Annotated in this window: 22 protein-coding genes and 1 pseudogene; 7 read left to right on the top strand and 16 right to left on the bottom strand. The window is 68.2% G+C overall.

All coding sequences use genetic code 11. The features are described 5' to 3' along the window. Positions 1-64: 64 nt before the first annotated feature. The 3 genes from FXF75_RS22720 to FXF75_RS13865 are packed head-to-tail and all read right to left on the bottom strand — an operon-like array spanning position 65 to position 2,531. Entirely contained in the window at positions 65-274 is a 210-nt protein-coding gene (locus tag FXF75_RS22720; protein ID WP_240334651.1) for an HAD family hydrolase, read from the bottom strand. Beyond that, on the bottom strand, positions 220-969 hold the full coding sequence (locus tag FXF75_RS13855) for an HAD family hydrolase (protein ID WP_309221821.1): 750 nt from the start codon (positions 967-969) through the stop codon (positions 220-222). Before FXF75_RS13855 ends, FXF75_RS22720 begins: the two co-directional genes overlap by 55 nt. A 2-nt stretch (positions 970-971) precedes the next feature. After that, complete coding sequence (locus FXF75_RS13865; RefSeq protein WP_163522450.1) at positions 972-2,531, bottom strand: class I adenylate-forming enzyme family protein; 1,560 nt, start codon at positions 2,529-2,531, stop codon at positions 972-974. Between the two features lie 131 nt (positions 2,532-2,662). Between FXF75_RS13865 and FXF75_RS13870 the strand changes: the two genes are divergently transcribed. After that, a complete protein-coding gene (locus tag FXF75_RS13870) occupies positions 2,663-3,439 on the top strand; it encodes an SDR family NAD(P)-dependent oxidoreductase (protein WP_163522451.1) in 777 nt (258 codons plus the stop codon). Positions 3,440-3,728: 289 nt separating this feature from the next. Further along, on the top strand, positions 3,729-6,251 hold the full coding sequence (locus tag FXF75_RS13875; RefSeq protein WP_309221822.1) for an MMPL family transporter: 2,523 nt from the start codon (positions 3,729-3,731) through the stop codon (positions 6,249-6,251). A 128-nt stretch (positions 6,252-6,379) separates the two neighbouring features. Here FXF75_RS13875 and FXF75_RS13880 read toward each other — a convergent pair whose 3' ends face one another. From FXF75_RS13880 to FXF75_RS13920, 9 genes and pseudogenes are all read right to left on the bottom strand, one after another. Further along, complete coding sequence (locus FXF75_RS13880) at positions 6,380-7,054, bottom strand: PKD domain-containing protein (protein WP_163522452.1); 675 nt, start codon at positions 7,052-7,054, stop codon at positions 6,380-6,382. Positions 7,055-7,200: 146 nt separating this feature from the next. Further along, positions 7,201-7,941 (bottom strand): adenosylcobinamide amidohydrolase, encoded by a 741-nt coding sequence (locus FXF75_RS13885; protein ID WP_163522453.1) that lies wholly within the window; start codon positions 7,939-7,941, stop codon positions 7,201-7,203. Next, a complete protein-coding gene (locus FXF75_RS13890; RefSeq protein ID WP_163522454.1) occupies positions 7,928-8,989 on the bottom strand; it encodes an aminotransferase class I/II-fold pyridoxal phosphate-dependent enzyme in 1,062 nt (353 codons plus the stop codon). Before FXF75_RS13890 ends, FXF75_RS13885 begins: the two co-directional genes overlap by 14 nt. Further along, the gene (locus FXF75_RS13895) at positions 8,976-10,031 is read right to left on the bottom strand and encodes a nicotinate-nucleotide--dimethylbenzimidazole phosphoribosyltransferase (protein WP_163522455.1); all 1,056 of its coding nucleotides are present in this window, start codon (positions 10,029-10,031) and stop codon (positions 8,976-8,978) included. The genes FXF75_RS13890 and FXF75_RS13895 overlap by 14 nt, the downstream gene beginning before the upstream one ends. Next, complete coding sequence (locus FXF75_RS13900; RefSeq protein WP_375335538.1) at positions 10,028-10,597, bottom strand: NTP transferase domain-containing protein; 570 nt, start codon at positions 10,595-10,597, stop codon at positions 10,028-10,030. The genes FXF75_RS13895 and FXF75_RS13900 overlap by 4 nt, the downstream gene beginning before the upstream one ends. Beyond that, the gene (locus FXF75_RS13905; RefSeq protein WP_240334688.1) at positions 10,582-11,475 is read right to left on the bottom strand and encodes an adenosylcobinamide-GDP ribazoletransferase; all 894 of its coding nucleotides are present in this window, start codon (positions 11,473-11,475) and stop codon (positions 10,582-10,584) included. The genes FXF75_RS13900 and FXF75_RS13905 overlap by 16 nt, the downstream gene beginning before the upstream one ends. Then, positions 11,472-12,448: pseudogene (cbiB, locus tag FXF75_RS13910) on the bottom strand (adenosylcobinamide-phosphate synthase CbiB). The gene FXF75_RS13905 and the pseudogene cbiB overlap by 4 nt, the downstream one beginning before the upstream one ends. Beyond that, positions 12,445-13,068 carry an HAD family hydrolase gene (locus FXF75_RS13915; RefSeq protein ID WP_163522456.1) on the bottom strand — a complete coding sequence of 208 codons (624 nt, stop codon included), beginning with the start codon at positions 13,066-13,068 and terminating at the stop codon, positions 12,445-12,447. Before FXF75_RS13915 ends, cbiB begins: the two are co-directional and overlap by 4 nt. Before the next feature lie 240 nt (positions 13,069-13,308). Then, entirely contained in the window at positions 13,309-13,974 is a 666-nt protein-coding gene (locus tag FXF75_RS13920) for a plastocyanin/azurin family copper-binding protein (RefSeq protein WP_163522457.1), read from the bottom strand. A 199-nt stretch (positions 13,975-14,173) separates the two neighbouring features. Between FXF75_RS13920 and FXF75_RS13925 the strand changes: the two genes are divergently transcribed. The 3 genes from FXF75_RS13925 (at position 14,174) to FXF75_RS13935 (ending at position 15,957) form a co-directional block, all read left to right on the top strand. Then, entirely contained in the window at positions 14,174-14,638 is a 465-nt protein-coding gene (locus FXF75_RS13925) for a hypothetical protein (protein ID WP_163522458.1), read from the top strand. Next, positions 14,638-15,312, top strand: coding sequence for a hypothetical protein (locus tag FXF75_RS13930; protein WP_163522459.1), 675 nt, complete (start codon positions 14,638-14,640; stop codon positions 15,310-15,312). Before FXF75_RS13925 ends, FXF75_RS13930 begins: the two co-directional genes overlap by 1 nt. A gap of 117 nt (positions 15,313-15,429) precedes the next feature. Beyond that, positions 15,430-15,957 (top strand): hypothetical protein, encoded by a 528-nt coding sequence (locus FXF75_RS13935; RefSeq protein WP_163522460.1) that lies wholly within the window; start codon positions 15,430-15,432, stop codon positions 15,955-15,957. Between the two features lie 6 nt (positions 15,958-15,963). Here FXF75_RS13935 and FXF75_RS13940 read toward each other — a convergent pair whose 3' ends face one another. Next, a complete protein-coding gene (locus FXF75_RS13940; protein WP_163522461.1) occupies positions 15,964-17,166 on the bottom strand; it encodes a Xaa-Pro peptidase family protein in 1,203 nt (400 codons plus the stop codon). A gap of 81 nt (positions 17,167-17,247) precedes the next feature. Continuing rightward, positions 17,248-17,589 (bottom strand): hypothetical protein, encoded by a 342-nt coding sequence (locus tag FXF75_RS13945; protein WP_163522462.1) that lies wholly within the window; start codon positions 17,587-17,589, stop codon positions 17,248-17,250. A gap of 90 nt (positions 17,590-17,679) precedes the next feature. Here FXF75_RS13945 and FXF75_RS13950 point away from each other — a divergent pair, with 90 nt between their 5' ends. Beyond that, positions 17,680-18,225, top strand: a complete 546-nt coding sequence (locus tag FXF75_RS13950) for a redoxin domain-containing protein (RefSeq protein ID WP_163522463.1) — start codon at positions 17,680-17,682, stop codon at positions 18,223-18,225. Between the two features lie 3 nt (positions 18,226-18,228). On the opposite strand, the gene FXF75_RS13955 is transcribed toward FXF75_RS13950, so the two are convergent. Both FXF75_RS13955 and FXF75_RS13960 read right to left on the bottom strand, forming a co-directional pair. Then, complete coding sequence (locus FXF75_RS13955) at positions 18,229-18,747, bottom strand: DUF21 domain-containing protein (RefSeq protein ID WP_163522464.1); 519 nt, start codon at positions 18,745-18,747, stop codon at positions 18,229-18,231. An 81-nt stretch (positions 18,748-18,828) separates the two neighbouring features. Next, positions 18,829-19,266, bottom strand: coding sequence for a GNAT family N-acetyltransferase (locus tag FXF75_RS13960; protein WP_163522465.1), 438 nt, complete (start codon positions 19,264-19,266; stop codon positions 18,829-18,831). Positions 19,267-19,409: 143 nt separating this feature from the next. Here FXF75_RS13960 and FXF75_RS13965 point away from each other — a divergent pair, with 143 nt between their 5' ends. Then, entirely contained in the window at positions 19,410-19,979 is a 570-nt protein-coding gene (locus FXF75_RS13965; RefSeq protein WP_163522466.1) for a PepSY domain-containing protein, read from the top strand. Positions 19,980-21,062 lie beyond the last annotated feature (1,083 nt).

The raw sequence follows: 21,062 nt of genomic DNA on the forward strand, positions 1-21,062 counted from the left end.
AAGATGGTGGCTGGTCTCCGAGGCGACGCGATGTCGTCACGCGGCTCCGGCCGGCAACGTCGCCTCAGTCGAGCGAATCACGAACGCCGACGATGTCGAGAATTTCGCGGAGGTCGTCCACCCGGTAATCGACCGCCGGACCGTCCTCGGCCCCGTAGGCGACGGTCGCAAGTCCGACGTCCTTCGCGCCCGCCACGTCGTGCTCGTACCGGTCGCCTATCATGAGCGCCTCGTCCGCCGCGACGTCGGCCTCCCGCAGGGCGGTCTCGAACATCCGGCGTCGGGCTTGGTTCGCCCGACCATCTCGGAGGTCGTAATCGAGTCGAACCGGTCGCGGACGCCGAACGTCTCCAGAATCCGCAGTCCCTCCTCGGTGTCCACGTCGCTGACGACGCCGACGTGGCGGTCGCTGTCGGCCAGTCGCTCGATTGCCTCGACCGCACCGGGTTCGGGCCGCAGGGTCTCGGTCGTCACCGCCTCGAAGAGCGGGAGCCACTCGTCTTCGGGCACCGCCTCGCCGACGATTTCGGCCACGGCGCGGTCGTAGCCGGTCCGCGCAGACCGGAACTCCGTCCCCTCGCGCTCCCGGAAGTACGACCCGACCGCGGCCCGCCACGTCGCTATCGCGTCCTCGTGAGCCTGCGAACGAGAGTTCGTAGGGCCGTGTCCTGCGGCGTCGTCGTGAGCCTGCGAACGAGGGTTCGTAGGGCCGTGTCCTCCGGCGTCGTCGTGAGCCTGCGAACGAGGGTTCGTAGGGCCGTGTCCTCCGGCGTCGTCGTGAGCCTGCGAACGAGGGTTCGTAGGGCCGTGTCCTCCGGCGTCGTCGGGCGAGCGCTCGGGGACGTACTCCTCGACCAGTCTCTCGACGAACGCCTCGTGGGCGCGCCGGACGGACTCGGGGTCGAGAATGACGCCGCCGATGTCCCAGAACACCGCCCGGTAGTCCGCCGTCGGTTCGTCGCCCGACACGGTCAGCTCTCCTCGTCCTCGACCAACTTGAACTTCTGGACCTTCCCGCTCGCGGTCCGGGGCAACTCCTCGACGAACTCGACCTCGCGGGGGTGTTTGTACTCCGCGAGGTTGTCCAGACAGAACTGCTTGAGTTCCTCCGGGGTCACGTCTGTCTCCGGTGTGGGAACGACGAACGCCTTGACGGTCTCGCCCCGGCGCTCGTCCGGGATGCCGACCACGGCGGCGTCGGCCACCCCCTCGTGCTCGAAGAGCAGTTCCTCGACCTCACTGGGGTAGACGTTGTACCCCGCCGTGTTTATCATGTGCTTCTTCCGGTCGATGATTTCGTAGTAGTTGTCGGCGTCGCGCCGCGCGACGTCGCCGGTCCGGAAGTAGCCCGACTCGGTGAACGCTTGTTCGCTCGCCTCGGGCAGGTCGTGGTACCCCTTCATCACCTGCGGCCCGCGGACCAGCAGTTCGCCCTCCTCGCCCGGCGGCACCTCCTCGCCGCTCTCGTCCACTATCTTGCAGTCGGTCATCCGGAGCGGTTGTCCGATGGTCCCGAGTTTGTGGCCGAACGTCGTCCCCGCGCCGGTGTGGGTCGCCGCCGTCGTCTCGGTGAGACCGTACCCCTCCCACGTGTCCACGCCCGCGACCGACTCGAACTCCTCTTGGACCGCGACCGGCATCTTCGCGCCGCCCTGTCCGGTCTCGCGCAGACTCGACAGGTCGTACTCCCCGAACGCCTCGTGGTTGACGAGGTCCACGTACATCGCCGCGACGCCGATGAACCCCGTGATACCTTCCTCCTCGATGGTCCGCATGGCGTCCTCGGCGTCCCACCGCGAGGGGTCGCGGACGTAGACCGCGCCGCCCCGAATCAGCGTCTGCCACGTCGAGTGGACGAAGCCGGTGATGTGGTACAGCGGCAGGACCGCGAGACTGCGGTCCTCGTCCGGTTCCACGTCTACCAGTTCGAACCCGGAGAACGCCTGCGCGCGGAGGTTGCGGTGCGTGAGCAGGACGCCTTTGGGCTGGCCGGTCGTCCCGCTGGTGTACGGTTGGAGCGCCACGTCCTCGCTCTCGCGTTCGACGGTGGTCGGGTCGCCGTCCACCTCCGGGAAGGGCACGTCTCCCTCGGGGACCGCGTCGGGGCCGCCCACCGTGACGACGGTCGGACTGCGGTCGGTCTCCCGGAGGGCCTCGGTCAGGTGTTCGCGGAGCGCGGCGTGGGTGACGACGACCGAGGCCTCGGTGTCGCGGAGTTGGTGGCCGATTTCGCGGGCCTTGTACTGGGGGTTCATCGGGGACGCCACCGCCCCGGCCTTCAGGGTCCCGAGGGTGGCCACGACGTACTCCGGGCAGTTCGGTAGGTACAGCAGGACCCGGTCGTCGGGTCCGGCCCCGAGTTCGCGCAATCCGCCGGCGAACCGCGCCGAGCGGTCCCGTAGCTGCCGGTGAGTGATTTCGGTGCCGTGCATTTCGAGCGCGAGGTCGTCGGCGTGGCGCTCCGCCGTCTCGTCGTGCAGTCGCGCGACGTTGCCCGAACGCGCGTCCTCGCCGAACGCGGACTTGTCCATGGGACATAATGACTAGCATCGTAGATTAAGATAACGATTGCAAACACCACCCCATATTTATTAACAGCGGGCGAGAATCGTGGCACGTAGTTAACAATGGTAATAACAACCAACTCCGCGGAGGGTCGCGCATGAGAGACCAGTTCGGCGTCGCCGACGACACAGTCATTGTCACGGGCGCGTCGAGCGGCATCGGGCGGACCATCGCCGAGCGGTTCGCCGACGACGGCGCGAACGTCGTCGTCTGCTCGCGCGAACTGGAGAACGTCGAACCGGTCGCGGAGGGCATCGAGGACAGCGACCGCGAGGGAAGCGCGCTCGCGGTCGAGTGCGACGTGACCGACCGCGACGCGGTCGAGGCGCTGGTAGACGCCACCGTCGAGAAGTTCGGCGGCATCGACGTGTTGGTCAACAACGCCGGGGCGAGTTTCATGGCCCCGTTCGAGGACATCAGCGAGAACGGGTGGGAGACCATCGTGGACATCAACCTCCACGGGACCTTCCACTGCACGCAGGTCGCGGGCGAGCGCATGCGCGAGGACGGCGGCGGCGCGGTCATCAACCTCGCCAGCGTCGCGGGCCAGAAGGGGTCGCCACACATGAGCCACTACGGCGCGGCGAAGGCAGGCGTCATCAACCTCACCTCGACGCTGTCGTTCGAATGGGCGAGCGACGACGTACGGGTCAACTGCATCGCGCCCGGGTTCGTCGCCACGCCGGGCGTCGAGAGTCAGATGGGCGTCAGCGCCGACGACCTCGACCGCGACGAGGTCGAGCGCCGCATCGGCACTACCGAGGAGATAGCCGACATCGCCCAGTTCCTCGCCAGCGACGCCGCCTCCTACGTCGTGGGCGAGACCATCACCGCGGCCGGGGTCCCGCGCATCATGGAGACGCCCGACGTGTAACTCCGAGGGTTCGTCGTTTCGTTTTCAGCGTAGTCACTCCCGCTCCGGTGTAGTCGTCGCCGACGCGGGAACCGGCGGCCGAAATCTGTTATATAAATATTTCCCACAGTTGCGTCGCGGACAACTGGGGGGGCGCTTTATACGACGGACCGGGTCCACGTTCCGACGAGAACACGATGAACCGGAAGCAGAACCACAGCGAACCCCGCGCCGCGGTTCCGATGCGCGACGGGGTCTCGCCGGAACGGTATCGGCAGCAGGTAACCGTCGCTCACGGGCGGGGGTCGGAGTGAAGGGCGTCTTCTCGAAGACCGCCCGGTTCGTCACCGAGCACAACCGGGTCGTGGTCCTCGTCATGCTGTTGCTGACGGCCGGAGTGGGTGCCGGTGTCACCCAACTGCAGCTTTCGAGCGAGACCGGCGGAAGCGACGCCGTCGGCGACACGACGGTCGCACAGAAGTACGATTACATCCAGAAACACTACGCCGGGGGAAACGAGAGTAACGCGACCCCGGCGGCGGTCTACGTCCGCGACGACGACGGCAACGTCCTCTCGAAGGCGTCGCTACTCGACTCGCTCCGGTACCAGCGAACCGTCCTGAAAAACGAGACGGTCGCCGGAGCGCTCCCCGAGGACGGCGGCGTCCTCGGCGTCTCGAACCTCGTGGCCAAGCGAGCGGCCGGGGACCCCGACGCCTCGCTCGACGAGCAGATTTCGGCGCTCGAATCGGCGAGCGAGAGCGACGTTCGGACGCACCTCCAGCAGACGCTCTCGGAGGGGTCGGCCGCCCTCCGACTGCTGCCGAACGACTACGAACCCGGCACCGCGAGCGCGACGAGTCGCCGGATGGTCTTCCGGTTCCGGACCGCGCCCGAGAGGTCCGGCGGGCAGACGCAGGGACGACCCGAAACTCGCGCGCTCTACGAGCAGGCGACCGAGACGCCGAATCACTTCACCATCGGCGCGCACGCCCGGAGCGTCTCGAACCAGCAGTTCCAGCAGGACACGTTCGAGTTGATACTCCCCGTCGCGCTGGTGGCGATTCTCGGCGTCCTCGCGTTCTCGTACCGCGACATCGTCGACGTCGTCGTCGGGTTCACCGGGGTCGTCCTCTCGGTCCTCTGGATGTTCGGCATCCTCGGTTGGCTGAAGATTCCGGCCGGAATCACGCTCATCATCGGTCCCGTCCTCATCGTGGGACTGAGCGTCGATTACGGACTCCACGTCTTCATGCGTTACCGCGAGGAGCGCGGCGAAGACGAGGGCATCCGCGAACCGATGGCACGGTCGCTGTCGGCGGTCGCCGTCGCCGTCGGACTCGTCACGGTGACCACCGCGGTCGGCTTCATGTCGAACGTCACGAACGAGTTCACCGTCATCCGCGACCTGTCGGTCGGCATCACGCTCGGCGTCGTCTCGGCGTTCGTCATCTTCGTGACCATCGTCCCGGCGCTGAAGGTGAGCGTGGACGGTCTCCTCGAACGGGTCGGTCTCGACCGACGCAAGCAGTCGCTCGGGAAGACCCGACTGCTCGAACCGGTTCTGGCGAGCGGTGCCGACCTCGCGCGGAGGGCCGCGCCGGTCGTCGTCGTAGTCGCGCTGGTGGCCGGCGCGGCGGGCGGTCTCGCGTGGACCGACCTCGACCGCAAGACGTTCCAGCAGGACGACGGCGAAATCGCCGAGTGGAAGCAGAACCTCCCCGGCCCGCTGGCGTGGGAGGTCACCGACTACGACCGAAACAGCCGGTTCGTGGACGCGCACTACCGGTCGGCCGACGAGAGCGAGCGCCGCGAGTCGCAGGTACTCGTCGAGGGCGACGTGACCGACCCGGAGACGCTCGAACGCCTCCGGGACGGCCGCGAGCGCGCCGCCGAGAGCGACGTCGTCTTCCGGCAGTCCGGGTCCGTACCCCTCGTCAGTCCCGTCACCGTGATGGAGTCGGTGGCCGCGCGAGACGAGGCGTTCGCCGAGACGTTCCGCGAGACCGATACGGACGGCGACGGCGTCCCCGACCGGAACCTCGAATCGGTGTACGACGCGCTCTACGACGCGGCCCCCGAGGAGGCGAGTCGGGTTATCGAGCGGACCGACGGCGAGTACCGGTCGCTCAGGATGGTCGTGCCGATTCGACCCGACGCCCGCTACGAAGACCAGAAGACCGAGATGCGGGCCATCGCGGCCGCGGTCGAGGACCGCGGCGAGTCCGTCGGCGCGACCGCCGTCGGGTCGGCGACCGTCAGCGCGGCCGAGTCGGCCCAGACGGCCGAGAGCATCCTGACCACGCTCGTCGTCGCGCTCGGCGCGGTGTTCGTCATGCTGATGCTGGTCTACCGAATCGCCGAGGGGAGCGCCTCGCTCGGCGCTATCACGGTGGTTCCCATCGCGCTCGTCACCGCACTCGTAATCGGCGGGATGCACCTCCTCGCCGTCCCGCTGACGCTGCTCACGTCGCTGCTGATGAGCCTCGTCATCGGACTCGGCATCGACTACAACATCCACGTCAGCGACCGGTTCGCGCACGAACTCGACCGCGGCCGCGACGCCTACGGCGCGCTCCGGGAGGCGGTCACCGGGACGGGCGGCGCGCTGCTCGGCAGCACGCTCACTTCGACCGGCGCGTTCAGCGCGCTGCTGCTGTCGCCGTCGCCTTCGCTCCGGAGTTTCGGGACGCTAGTCGTCCTCGCGCTGACGCTGTCGTTCGTCGTGAGCATCTTCGTCCTGCCGAGTCTGCTGTTCGTCTGGACGCGCTACGTCCGCTCGACTCCGAACACGGAGCCGGCGGGTCCCACGCCCGCGGGACAGCAGGACTGACCGCGAACGACGACCGCTCGCCGTTCGCCCGCTTCGGCCCTCCTCCGTTCCCCACTGTGTCATCCTCCGCAGTCGCCACGGCTATGCCGCGTCGGCTGTCCGATGACGGTCAGCCCCGCGTCACTCGGTCAGTTCTGGAACGTCACCGTGTCGGAGGCGGTCCGCCCGCGCGAGTCGGTGACCTCCAGTTTGACGGTGTACTGGTAGCCGCTGGCGAACTGTTCGGTGAACGTCGGTCCGTCGGCGTACTTGCCGAAATCGTCCTCGGGGATACCGTCGTTGCGGTAGTACCACGTGTAGCTCTCGATTGACCCGCGGGGTGCCGACGAGTACCGACCGATGAACGTTCGAATGTCCGGGTCGCCGGTGGCCGGTTCCTCCTCGATGCGGGCTATCGGCGTGACTACGGGACGGGCGAAGAAATCGACGACCGCCGAGTCGGTGTTGCCGTCGGCGTCGGTGACCTCCAACTTGACCGAGTAGGGGTAGTTCGCCCAACTCTCGGTGAAACTCGGTCCGCTGGCGTACTCGCCGTATCCGCCCCCGACCGACTCGTTGTTTCGGAAGTACCACGTGTAGCTCTGGACGTCTCCGGACGAACTGCTCCCGTCGAACGTAACGTTCTCGCCCTCTTCGGGCGGGAGCGCGTCCGCTTCGATGACTGCGGTCGGCCCGGCGGCCGCGACGTCGCCGGTCGCTACTACCGACCCGGCGAGACCCAGTCCGGCGGCACCGACCGTCTTCAGCGCCGTTCGGCGCGAGCAAGACCCCTCAGCGTCGACGGATTCGTCTGCGTCGGTCATGTTCCATCCTAATATACAACACATAGGAATACAAACTTTTCTCCTAAAATATTTGTACTAAAGTAGGTGGTCTACCTCTGCGCGCCCTGCCTCCTCGGGGTCCCCCGGTTCGGCGCTCGTGGGACTGCTCGGTCGGGTATCCCCTCTCATAGCTCGAACACCTCCGCACGCCGGTCGGTCTCCGTACCGTAGTCGGCGTCGGCGACGGACTCCGGAATCGTGGCGTCGGTCGCGTCGCCGTAGCGCGATTCGAGACCGGCGCGAACCGCCTCTCGGACGCAGGCCCGCGCGCAGGCCCCGACTTCGGTGGCGCTCCCGGAGAACGTGGTTTCCTCGCCCGCGGGGTCGCAGGCCGCGATTACGGCGTCGCTCGTCGTCCCCGGAAAGCCGGTCTCGGCGAGCAGCGTCGCGGTCTTGGTCTCGACGGCGACCGCGAGCAGGTTGGGGAGCGCGCCCGGCGCGAGCGCCCGGTCGGTGCCGACGACGACGTTGACCGTGCCGATTTCGGGGTCGGAGTCGGGGGCGGAACCGAGGTCGGTCGCATCCGAATCGGGGTCCGACGTTCGACTCCCGCCGGGGTCCATCGGGAGCGCGGCCGGATTGGAGACCCCCGCGGTCGCCACCGCCGAGACCGGCCCGCACCGCGCGCCGCGGGCGTGGCGCAACTCGACGCCCGTCAGGAGCGCGGGACCCGGGTCGTCGAACCCCGCTGCACGCCTGCGCTCGGCGAGGTAGGCGTCGAGGTCGGTCCGGTCGAACCCCTCGGGCACCGAGACGTTGTATGCCGCGTCGGCCCGCCACTCCCCGCCGTCCCACCCGGTCGAGAGCCAGCGCGCGCCCTCGCGGCCGACTCGGAGGACGGCCTCGCGGGTCTCAGTCTCGAACATCCGCCAGCACCTCCAGCAGGCGGTCGTTCTCGTCGGGCGTCCGGACCGCGACCCTGACGTGCGAGTCCAGTCCCCGGAACGTGGTCGCGTCCCGGACCGCGACCCCTCGCTCGCGCGCCGCCGCGACGAGTTCCGCGGGCGACTGCTCGCCGCTCCCCGGACCGCCTCCGCGGAGGTCCAGCAGGAGGAAGGGTGCCGACGAAGCCGACAGCGGCGGCCCGTCGGGGGCGTAGACGCCGAAGTCGTCGCGGAGCGCGTCGGCCATCCGGGCGCGCTCCCGGCGGACGCGCTCGCGGGTCTCGGCGACGAACGCCGACCGCCCCAGACAGTGCGCGCCGACGCGGGCCGCGGGCGTCCCGAGGCTCCACGCCCGCCGGGCGGTGGCGAGGTCGTCGCCGAGGTCGCCGGTCGCCGCCGCGAACCCCGCCCGGAGACCCGGCAGGCCGAAGAGTTTGGTCAGCGAGCGCGCGACGACGACGCCGTCGCTGCCCGCGAGCGAGGGCCGGTCGGTGAACCCGAGGAACGCCTCGTCGGCGACGAGCAGGGCGTCGGCCTCCCGGCACCGCACCGCGAACTCGCGGAGCGCGTCCGGGTCGTAGGCGTCGCCGGTCGGGTTGTTGGGGTTGCAGACCACGGCCGCGGCGTGGTCGGCGGGGTCGGCGTCGAGCAGTTCGTCGTGAGGGACGAACTCGGGGTCTCCGCCCTGCAGGCGAATCTCGCGGGCGTACTCGCCGAAGCTCGGGTACGGGACCAGCACGGAGTCGCCGGGCGAGACGCGGGCGGCGAACGCGAGTCGGAGCGCGGCGAGACCGCCCGGCGTGGGGACGACGTCGCCGGGGTCGCAGTCCGCGAAGTCGGCCGCGGCTTCCCGGAACTCGGGGTAGTCGTCGTTCGGGTACGACCGCGCGGCGCCGAGCGCGTCGGCGTAGACCTCGGCGACACCCTCGGGCGTGTGGGGGTTGGTGTTCGCGCTGAACTCCAGCAGGTCCGGGTCGTCGCTCCCGCCGTGGGGCACGCGGTCGGTCTCCCGGACGCTATCGGGGTGCATCGCCGGTCTCCGGGTCGGTCGGGTCGGCCTCGCCGTCCAGCAGGTGGTCGTACACCGACTGAATCCGGTCGCGGACGCGGGCCATCTCGATTCCCTCGCGGTCGGCGAGCGCCAGCGCGCCGCCCATGCCGACGCCCTCCTTGGCCTCTCCGGCGACGTACCGCGCCATCGCGGGGGAGTCTGCCGCCTCGAACCCGGGGTCGGTGACGGTCAGGTCGAGGTCGAAATCGACCGCCGCGGCCCGGAGGTCGGCGGCCGGGTCGTCGGCGACGAACTGCGTCGTGGCCAGCGAGAGGGGCGCGTCGAGTCCGGCGTGGCGCGCCAGCGCCGCGACAGCGACCATCTGGGTGCCCCCGGCGAGCGTGACGCGGGTGCCCGACCGGGCGGCCCCGACGACGAATCCGGCGGCGCTGGCCTGCACGGGGTCGCCCGCGCGACGGACCGCGAGGCGCGGGTCGCCCGCGGCGTCGCCCGGTTCGAGTCCGCTCGCGTCGAGCGCCTCGGCGACGACCTCGCGCTTCTGGTCCACGGGGTTGTCCGGGAGCGACGACGAGACGCCGAACTCCTCGCCCAGCGCGGTCAGCACACCGAGCGCGGTGGTGGTGCCGCCGGGAATCGTCTCGGCGACAAGCACCTCCTCGTCCGGAATCCGGCGACCGAACTCCCGGGCGGCGGCGAAGGCCCCGGGCGCTGTCGAGACGGGGTCGGACGCCCGAACGTCCTCGCCGGGTCGCGCGCCGACCGTGACCGTGGGCGCGGCGGTGGGTTCGGCGAGTCCGGCGTCCACGACCGTCGTCTCGAAGTCCGCGAGTTCGCGGACCGCGCGGGTCGCGACCGCCGGGGTCGGGCACCCCGAGGGACTGACGGGGACGACCGGCGAGCGGACCGGTTCGCCGTACTCCAGTATCTCGGCGTCGGCGCTCGGCGTGTGGACCATCACCTCGGGGTCGGCCCCCGCGGCGCTCAGTCCGTCGATTTCGGCGGTCCGGGTCGTCCCGGCGAACAGCACCAGTCTCGTCGGAGAGTTTCCGTTCTCGCTCATAGCAACTCCTCCGCGAGGTCGGCGTCAGACAGTCGATTCACGTTCACGGCCAGTCGTGCGTCGTAGGTCTCGTACATGGTTTCGGTTTCGGTGTCTGGTTCGGCGACGACGTTGACGCCGGTCGGCGCGAGTTCCCGGCCCTCGCGCTCGAACGTCGTGTCGATGCTCGCGCCGAGCGCGCGCTTGAGCGCGGCCGGGACGCAGACGGTCAGCGACCCCTCGGAATGGCTCCGGAGGACCGCGTTCACGGCGTCGGCGTCGAGCAGCGGCAGGTCGGCGGCCGCGGTCAGGACCGGCGGTTCGACCGCGTCGAGCGCGGTCTGCAAGTCCGCGACGTACCCCTCGCCGGGCGTCTCGATGGCGGACAGCGAGTCGCGGTTTTCGGCGAACTCGCGGGTCTCGGGCGCGTGGGGGGAGACGACCGCGTGGACGGTCTCGGCGTCGCTCTCGGCGAGGGCGTCGGCGACCCGGGCGACCATCGGCCGCCCGCCGACCTCGAACAGCGGTTTCTCGGTCGGGGCGTCGAGTCTGGTTCCGCGTCCGCCGCACATCACGAGAGCGTCCACGCGACCACCCCCAGATGGAGACCCGCGATGCGGGCGAGTTCGTTCGTCGCGCCGAACACGTCGCCGTTGACGCCGCCGAGGTTCGCTCGCGACCAGCGCAGGAGCGCCAGCGCGACGCCGACTGCCCCGCCGAGGGCGGCGGCCGAGGCGGCGACGAGACCGGCGGCGGACGTGCCGAGAGTCGCGGCGCGGACGCCGACGACAGGCACGGCAGATGCGCCGATGGCCGCGCCCGGAGCGTCAAGGGCCGCGAGGAGGACGCCGAGACCGACGACCGGAACCGCGACCGCGGCCGGAGCGACCAGCGCAGACGGGTCGTTGTCGGTGAACGCCGACCCGAGTCCCTCGAACGCGGGGTCGCCGAGGCAGGCCAGCGCGGCCATCCCGAACTTCGCGCCGACCTCCGCGGCGACGACCACCGTCACGGCCGCCGCGACGGGGAGTCGGGCGAGCGCGAGCGCGGCGAGCGCGAGTCCGACGACGACGAGACCGAGCGCCAGCACCGCGCCGACGCCGACCTCGGTGTCCTTCAGCACCGCGCGGCGCGCGTCCGGGTCGCCGTGGACCGCCGCGGCGTCGCCGAGGTCGGCCACCCCGTCGGCGTGGTTGACGCCGGTGACGGCGTAGAGCGCGAGCAGGTAGCCGAACGCGGCGGTCGGGTCGGGAACGGGTCCGAGTCCGGACAGGAGGAACGGCGTCGCGGCCAGCGCGCCCACGACCCATCCGGCCAGCGGGAACGCCGCGGGGGTCTCGCTGAACGCGGTCCACGCCGCCTCGCTCCGGCCGGTCGGAATCCGGGTGAGGAAGCCCAGCGCGCCCTTCGTCGCGGTCAGGCGGCGGCCGACGAACTCGCGGGTCCGACTCGCGACTGCGGTCAGAGCCACGCGACCACCTCCGGCAGAAGCACGCTGGAGACCCCCGCGAGGAGTCCGGCGAACAGGAAGGCCAAGACGCCCGCGACCGAGACGACGCGAATCGCGGCCCGCGAGGTTTCGACCGAGGGCAGAGCGCCGCCGGGGTTCAGCACGTAGACGCCCGGCTTTTCGAGGCGCGAGTCCACGACCGCCGCCAGCGTCGCCATCGGCCACCCGGAGTTGGGCGAGGGCGGAGCGTCGGCCCACCGGCGGGCGGCGAGGAGCGAGGCGGGGAGCGACGCCGCGAGCGCGAGCAGGACCGCACTCGCGCGTGCGGGAACCCACATCACAACATCGTCGAGGCGGGCGCTCGCGGTCCCGTGAGGCTTGGCGGGGTAGCCCAGCATCGAGTCGAGGGTGTTGACCGCCTTCACCCACGCGGCGGCCGCGGCCCCGGCAGCCAGCGAGAACGGGGCGAACAGGGCGAACGCCAGCAGCGGGGCCACCGCGCCGTCGGCGAGGTTCTCGGCCGCGCTCTCGACCGCGGCGCTCCGGACCTCGCCCGCCGAGAGGTCGGCGGCGTCCCGGCCCGCCAACCACTCCAAGCGCTCGCGGGCGGTCGGCAGGTCGGCGTCGGTCGCGGCGACAACCTCGGCGGCCTTCGACGAGAGCATCCGGAGACTCGTCGCGGCGAAGACGGCGAGTCCGGCCGCGGCGACGCCGAGGGCGGGGTGGAGGCGAGTCGCCAGTCCGGCCGCCAGCGCGACCGCCGCGGCCGCGAACAGCGGGAGCGCGACCGCCACGGCGAGACGACCGCTCCCGGGTGCGACCACTCGCGGTCGAAGCGAGCGACCAGCGACCCGAACCACGCGACGGGGTGGAGTCGCCGTGCCGGTTCCGCGACGGCGGCGTCGAGGGCGAGCGCGAACGCGACCGCGGCGGCCGGCGGGAGACCAGCGGCGGCCGCCCCGACCGAGACGCCGCCGGGCGGGTTCATCGCCGACCCTCCAGCCAGTCGGGGAACGCGGTCAGAGGCACGTCCGCGAGGTGGAGCGCCTCGCCGCCGCAGTCCGCGATACCGCCGTCTGTCCGGGGGTCGTCGCCGACGTGGACGAGGTCGGCGACCGGGACGCCGAGGCGGTCGGCGCAGGTCTCGAAGGCCCGCGGGTCGGGCTTGCGCCACCCGCAGGCGACGCTGGTGACGATAGCGTCGAACGCGTCGCGGTCGAGGTCGGAACGAATCAGCGCCGTGCGCGCGAGTTGGGGCACCGCGCAGTTCGAGAGGATTCCCACCGGCCCGCGCTCGCTCGCGGCCTCGACCGCCTCGACCGCGCCCTCGCGCGTCTCGACCGCGGGGTCGAACGCCGAGACGACCGCCCGGCGTGCGGCGTTGGCGGGCGCATCGACATCCCGACTCCCGAGCGCGGCGCTGACGTGGGCCGGAAGCGGGACCTCTGCGCCCTCGGGCGCGTCGACGTGCATCTCGCGGTAGGCCCGGTCCCAGTCGTCGGGGACCGCCACGCCGCGCTCGCGGAGTTCCGCGCCCACGGCCTCGGCGGGGTCGGCGGGGCGCTCGGCCTCGACGAGCGTTCCGAACAGGTCGAACGATACTGCCACTACGTCGTGATTAGTGCAAGCGGACTTGAATCGGTCGGACCGAGGTGAGTTTTGGGGTCACACTTCGCCAACCACTTCGGCGCGCGCTGGCGGGTCGCTCTCGTGCGACCTGCCAACCGCGCGAGGGACCAGGACCGCAAGAGGTTGGGGGGTGCGAGGCCCGCGGTTGTGGTGCGGTAGACTCCTCGGTTCAAGCCTGACTCTAGCTTCTTCCGGTAATCAGCCACACTGCAACCATCCTCAGAAACTTCCTCGTTTAGTAACCACTACAAACTCGTCCACCGAAAATTCACCCCTCAAGTCCGGACCGAACTTCGCGTTCAGCGCCTCCAACTTCGCCGCCGCACTCCCGGAGCGGCCCTCACCCGGCGGTTTTAGACCGGGTTGTCCCTCGGAATCGGGAGTGCCGACGACCACACTGGCGACCATCCCGAACGGTTCGTGGGGCGTGCAGTAGTAGTCGTAGACGCCCGGCGTCTCGAAGGTGTGGGATGCCGACGCGCCGTCCTTGGTGATGACGCCGGTGTCCCACGGGTCGGCGTCCTCGGGGATGCGCCGCGGGTAGTCGGTGGCCGGCGCGTAGGCCGTCGCGGAGTGGTTCGCCGAGACGTTGGTCCACGTGACGGTGCCGCCGACCTCGACGCTGACGATTTCGGGCGCGAAGCGGTTGGTGCCGTCCGGTCCCATCTCGACCTCGGCGCTCTCGGTCACTTCGGGGAGGGTGTAGTCTACGGTGGTCTGCTGGTCGTTCTCGCTGCCCTCGGAGAGGACGCCCGCGCATCCAGCCAGCGCGGTGACGGTGGTGGTCGCGCTGGCGGCCGTCGCGCTCCGGAGGAACTGTCGGCGCTTCGAGTCGGTCATCTGTCCGGAATTCGGAACTGGGACGTAGATAGCTTGCGCCCCCATTCTCGAATATATTTATAATTTATATTAAGCTATTTTTATTATGTGCTAATTAAATAATTAGCTCGTAGTATGGAGAACAAAAAAAGACGCCCACGAATCTGATGGGTTCGAACGTAAGCGGCGGACGTTCCTTCAGACCGTCGCGGCGAGTAGCTTCGTTTCAGTCGGCCTCGGAAACGCGACGGCGGCCGACTCCGAGATGTCCGTAGACGACCTTCTGGTCTCGTTCGACCAGATGGACGCCGAGAGCCAGAGACTGTTCCGTCGCGCTCTGAAGCGCGACGAGGTAGAGGTCGAGTCGCTCCCGCAGGCACTACGGGACTACCCCTTCGTGGCGTATCGTGGTGACGTGTACTCTACCGGCGCGCAACACGTCAGAGACCAGCCGACCGAGACCATCGAACCCGAGGCCGTCGAAGCGGTTCCGGACGACGCGTCGGCCACCGACGCGGCCGACCTCCCGGCCGAAGCACGACGGACGTTCGAGAACGCGCGCTCGAACGGACAAGTCGAAGCAGCGGGTGGCCTCCCGAGCGACCTCTCGTTCGTGGAGTACGTCCGCTTCGGCGACACCGTCTACGAGACGAACTTCGTCCACCGCGAGGGCGACCAGTCAATCGTGTTGGCTCCGAGCGTGGTCGAGAACTTCGGAGGTGAGAACTGATGACGGACGTGACTATCTACCTCTCGCAGAAGGCGTACAACAAACTCGGGACGGAGCCGCTCGACATCGCGTACAACTATCTCGAACACGCGTTCAACGACCTCAGTACCAGTTACACTCTCGAAAAGGGCGGCACCTTCTTCGACGCGACGTACGACTACAACGGTGACGGGACCACCGGAAGCGACACCTGCGTCGACCTCGACGACTTCGGGGCGTTCGTGAGCGACCAGTCCGACAGCGGGAGCAAGGCGAACCACGTCCTCACGTACGGCGACTGGACGTGCAATCCCGCGAGCGACGGTTACCTCTCGTGGTCATCGGACGCCGAGGACGTCGCCCAACTCAGCAAGGACCCCGTCGACTCTCACGAAGACACGACGACGGGCGCACACGCGATTACCGGCGTCCTCCACGAGGTCGGACACAGCCTTCTCGTCCCCGAGTCCGAGATGCAGACCGGCGACTCCCACAAGACAGGGTCGAACCGCCTCGAATTCTACTCGGGGCTGAACTTCACCGGGTACTACGTCACGCCGATGCTGACGAACTACGACAGACAGTTCGTCGGCGAGGACAACGAGTGTGGCGAACACATCGACGACCCCGAAGACGGTGACGCAATCTACCTCGAACACCTCTACTCGAACTGCTTCGACAAGCACACGGAGTAAGAGTCGGTCTCCGTCGATTCGGCGACCGACCGTCGCAGGTCAGGACTCGAACCTACGAGATGGGTCGCAGCCTGACCCTCACAAAACTTATTACGAATATACTCCGTAATTAATACAATGACTGACACGACGAGGCGGTCCTTCGTCGCTGCGACCGGCGCGATAATCGCGGGTTCGCTGGCCGGTTGCACGAGCGTCACTTCCAGCGGTGGCGGTCCGGACGAAACGACTGTGGACACGACCGACGTGTCGCAGACTGCGACGACGGACGACGAACCGTCGTCGGACGCGACCACGACCGGCGACGGGGGCGACTCGCGAACGACTCGGAGCGGCGCTCACCCAGGGAAGCTGTCGATTTTGAACGACACCGACGAGCGCAAATCGTTTGTCGTGACCATCATGAACGAGAACACCGGTGACCGCCGGACGTTAGACGTGACGGTCTCAGCCGGGAAACAGCACGAGATTCCGGACGCCTACCCCATCGTCGAAGAAGGCACCGTAGTTCACAGGACGACCATCGAATCCGACGGAAAACTGGTCGGCGAACGCGATGTGCGGGTGTTCGACTACCACAAGGTCCACGACGTGACCGCGACGGTCACCGAGTCCGGCGTCGAGTGGACCACGGTGGTCCACTGACGCGACTCACTCCACACTGATGATATTCGATTCGAGGTCACGCGGGAAGTAAGTCAGCCAGTCCACGCCGTCCTCCGTGATGGCGATGGTGTCGGAGTGGCGGTAGCCGTACTCGTCGGTGTAGATGCCGGGTTCGATGGTGTAGATGTGGCCCGGTTCCATCTCGGCGTCGCCCTCGTCGCGGCCCTCGCGCTTCTCGCAGTGGTCGGTCCACCCGCGGTCGATGTACGGCGGTTCGTGCGCGCCCAGACCGATGTTGTGGCCGACGTGGTGCTGGGCGAGGTCGGTGACGCCCTGCTCTTCGAAGAAGTCCCAGACCTGCTCGTCCACGTACGACAACTCGACGCCCGGCCCGAGCGCGTCGATGGCGATGGTCTGGGCCTCAAGCATGAGTTCGAAGTAGTGGGCCTGCTCGTCGGTGGGTTCGCCGAGGAACATCGTGCGCTCCAGTTCCGAGTGGTAGCCGTTCACGTTCGCGCTCGCGCCCGTGACCAGCACGTCGCCCTCCTGCAAGCGGCGGTTCGCGGTGTGGCCGTGGGGGAGGGCGGTCTGTTCGCCGGTGATGAACCCCGCCATCGCCGGACCGTCGCCGCGCGTCCGCGGGACGTACTCGTCGCCCAGCGTATCGAGCATCGCCCGCGAGGCCTCCATCGAGGCGCGCTGGCTCACCGTCGCCGGATGCTCGCCGACCTCGGTGAAGTCCGCGAGGTAGCGATGGGCGAGGTTCCCCCACCGCGCGGACTCGCGGACCAGTTCGACCTCGACGTCGGACTTGGCCCACCGCATCCGGTCTATCCAGTTCTGGGTCTCGACGTCCACGAACGCCGAGAGCTTCGGTCCCTCGTACCCCATCACGCCGGGCGCGCCGTCGGTGTCGGTGGCGACCGATTCGACGCCGAGACCCGACAGCATCTCGGCCGCCGTCTCGACCGGGTCGCCGCCGGGGTAGTCGAAGTAGTGGTGGACCGCGTCGATGCGCGGATTGGTCTCGACGCGCTCGACTTCGAGGCGGGGGACGGTTATCTCGACGCGGTCGTCGGTCACCGCGAGGACGACCGGGCGCTCGGTCTGGATGTGGTCGAAGCCGGTCAGATACTCGATGCTTGTCGCGCCGAACCAGACTCCCGCGTCCGCGCCGGTCTCCGCGATGCGGTCGCGGACGGCGGCGAGTCGGTCCTCAAACTCGGTGTCGGGTACACGCGTCGGCATATGGGCCGAACCACGCAACCCTATCGGTTAAACATTGACGTGTGGGCAACCCGGCCGGACTGCCCCGCCTCGTCGTGTGACTCACCCCCGAGGAAGGTTCAGTCCGACGCGGAGTAGGACCGCGTACACCGCGATACCGAAACGGAAGAACAGGCCGAAGACGACCGCGAAGAGCAGCGCGAGACCGACCGCGGCCAGCGCCGCGCTGGCGGTACTCGACCGCAACCGCGACACCTCCACCGCGACCGTCGCCAGCGACAGCAACGCGCCGACGCCGCCCGCGACGTACGCGCCGAGCGAGAGACCCAAACCGAGTCGCCGGTCGAGAAACTCGGTGGTCGCGCCGAGGTCCCGGGCGAGACCCCCGTAGAAGCCGACCAGCGCCACGACGACCAGCGCGTCGGCGAGCAGTGGCGATACCATGCCAAGCGCATTGACTTCGGGTTGTCATAAAGGGGTCGGAACTCGGTGTCTGACGTAAATTTAAACCGCCTTAGGGAGACACGTCGGACGATGGGAGATTCGGCCGGTCCGGCAATCGGTTCGCACGCCCCGGAGTTCACCGCACCGCTGGCGACGCCCGACGGGTCAGTGTCGGACGTCTCGCTGTCGTCGCTGCTCGACGACGGCGCCGTCCTGCTGGTGTTTCAGCCGACCAACTTCGAGTTGGGTTCGTTCGCCGAACGTCACGCACTCGGCGAGTACGACTGGTTCACGGCCGACGACCGAGTCCGAGTCGTCGGGGTCAACCGCGCCAGACCGCGGACCAATCGAGAGTTCGTGGACTACCTCGACGTGACCTACCCGTTCTGCTCGGACCGGGACCTCTCGATAGCCCGGTCGTACGGCGTGACCTATCGGGCGTTTGGAATCGCCCCGCGGGCGCGCCGGGCCTGTTTCTTCGTGGACCGCGACGGCGTCGTCCGGTATCGGTGGGTCGCCGACCGGAACCGCTCCGGTCGCGCCCGTCCGCAGGTTCGGGACCTCTACGAGGTCGTGATGGACGTTCTCGGCAAACCGGACCCCGAGAGCTTCGGCTTCGGAGACGGCGTCCACTGACGGTCACTCGTCGAGATACTGCTCCTCGATGTCGGCGTCGCCGCCGAGTCGGCGACTCGCGCCCCGGGTAACGCCGTCGAACAGCGTCACGAGCGGAGAGAGGACGCGCTGGACGAGCGTTATCGGGCCTGCGATGTCGAGCGCCCACGCCTCGGCGTTGCCGAGTCCGTAGGACTTCGGGATAATTTCGCCGAAAATCAGCACTATCGAGGTGACGACGAGCGTGGCGACGGTCACCGCGATGCCCGGCGGAAACGCGTCAACGAGCAGGACCGTGACGACGCTGGAGATGGCGACGTTCACGAGGTTGTTGCCGACGAGGAGCGTGACGAGCAGTCGGTGGGGGTCGTCGCGCAGTTTCTGGAGCAACACCGCGTGGCGGTCACCTCCGGCCGCGCGGTCGGCCACCCACTCGACGGAGAGCGAGAAGATTGCCGTCTCACTGCTGGAGAAGAACGCACTGAGCGCGAGTAATACGACGACGGCGACGGCGGCGAGCACCGTCGTAGCGAATTGGAGCATCGTTCCCGACCACGGAGGTAAGACCCTAAAGATACCGGGAGACGCTCGTCGGCACACGAGTCCACGTTCGGGGGTCGCCTCTTACTGGCTTCGCTCCAGTCGGTACTGTAGCCACTCCCCGTCCCGACCGACCGTCTCGAACCCGTGTCGCTCGAACAACCGCTGGGACGCGGTGTTCTCGGCGCGTATCTCGGCGGAGAGCGTCCGGTCTCTCCCGTCGAGTGCCTCCTCCAGCGCCGCGGAGGCGAGTCCCCGTCCCCAGAGGCGCTTCTCCCCGATGTAGATACCCACGTCGCCGTCGGCCGCGACGGAGACGACTCCGACCGCCCTCCCCAGATACTCGATTATCAGGTCTTCGCGGCCCTCCGGACGGTTCCGAAACCACTCGACGTGGTCGTGCCACTCCAGTTCGTCGTCCTGCTCGCGGAACCAGCGATAGATGTCCGGGTCGTTTCTCCACCGGTAGATGCGGTCCATGTCCTGACGGGTCGCAGGACGGAGCGATACCGACCGAGGCATACTCCAGACCAACCCGTCCGTCGTCTTATAATTGGTCCCCCTTCGAACCGGCGGTTCGCGGTCGGCGACCGGCGACGCGGAGCGGCCGTCATTACTTTGCGGTAGTCCGCACCAGTATCGACAACGGTCGGTCGGTGAACTGCATGACACGCTATCAGCGGTTCGTCCTCGGACTCGTCGTCCTGCTGGTCGTCGGCGCACCAATCGGTACGGCCGCCCCGAGCGTCGCGTTCGAATCGCCGGAAGAGGGAGCCACGAGTCCCGTATCGACGGTCCGAGAGACCGCCCGAAACGTGACCGCAGTCGATGCGATGGTCGCGGCCGAGAACGAGACGAACGGGACGGCCATCGGCGTGGAACGCGAACGCAAGGACGGGACGCCGGTCTGGGAGGTCGAAGTACTACGGAGGGATGCGGCGCGATTCGAGGTAGACGTCCACGCCGAGACCGGCGAGATACGCAACGTCGAAGGCGGGGGCGTCCTCGGGGGCGGTGCCTCCGAGGGCCTCCTGCCCGCCAATCGGACCCGCAACGTCTCCGAGATGCGCTCGGCCATCGAGGCGGTGGGAGTCGCCCGGAACCGGAGCGCGACGGTGACGAACGTCTCGCGGGTGTCGCTCGAAATCGAGAACTCGACGCTCGTCTACGAAGTCGAGTACTCGACGCCGGACGGCGAGCACGAGGTCCACGTCGCCGCCGTTCCTCGAACGTGAATCGTGAGGCGAAGAAGTCCACACTTCCCGATTTGAACGGGGGACAAGTGGAAAGCGACCTCCACAGACGTACTATCCGCCTGTAACACCACTTCACCGCGCCGACATGGCTTTGCAAACCACCGCAAGCCACGACCCGAGAACTCGAACCTCTCGAACCGAAAATAGCAGTACCGGTAGGGAAAGGCTGGACAGACAATTGCCGCCAAGCGAGGATGACAGTCGAACTATCCTCGAAAGCAGGTCCCTGCTGGTCGAGTGTGCCGCCGCGTGTGTTCACCACTCTCACGGGAGGCCCTGCACACGGCCACGCAGGACCGACACGGCAGTGGTCAGGCCCGGTCTGTGTCGCCACATAGGAGACCACGGCCACAGTCCTCCGGAGAGCGGTAGCTACAGAGCGTCTATCTTTCACCAATCGAACGTAACCCTCGAAGCGGATACGCGGCGGTCTGAATGTAGTGGCATCATCGTTCACGAGCCATCACGGGACACGCGACAACCAGTCGTAGACTACGTTCCCGCCGTAGCGCCACCTGCTTCGGCTTCAGCCTTCATTTCTGTCCGCTTGCTGGAGTCGTCACTGTTTTTCGAGGGCGGGTCTCGATACTGCCCCCATTTGTAGAGAACGTACGTCACGCCCACCACGGTGACGGCAGTGGCCGAGTTTGTATGCTGGCTCCCGACGAGAGACGAGGGAACCGCGAGGAGTGTACTCGCGAGTGTTACGTGCACCGTCCAGACCGGCACCCACCGCGAGCCATCATCTACCATACATAAAAATGTCGGAGCCCAGCAATAAGCGTTCCTCCCTCGAACAATCCGCACCACGTGTTTATCGTTCCACTTCCTCGATGCGTAGTTGTAGTGCAACGACCCACTGGTCCGAAGGTCTGCGTCGGCGTGTGTACTTCTCTTTGCACCGCGTTGGGCAATATGCAAAGGCACGACGGCGCGGACCCCAGTTGGGTGCCTGTTGAGCTACGCAGGTCCTGCGGAAAATCGCACAAGGGCGGCTACTCGGCCAACAAAGAATCGTGAGGCGAAGAAGTCCGCCCTCCCCGATTTGAGCGGAGTGAGACG

This window comes from Halorussus sp. MSC15.2 (genome assembly GCF_010747475.1).
Lineage (GTDB): Archaea > Halobacteriota > Halobacteria > Halobacteriales > Haladaptataceae > Halorussus.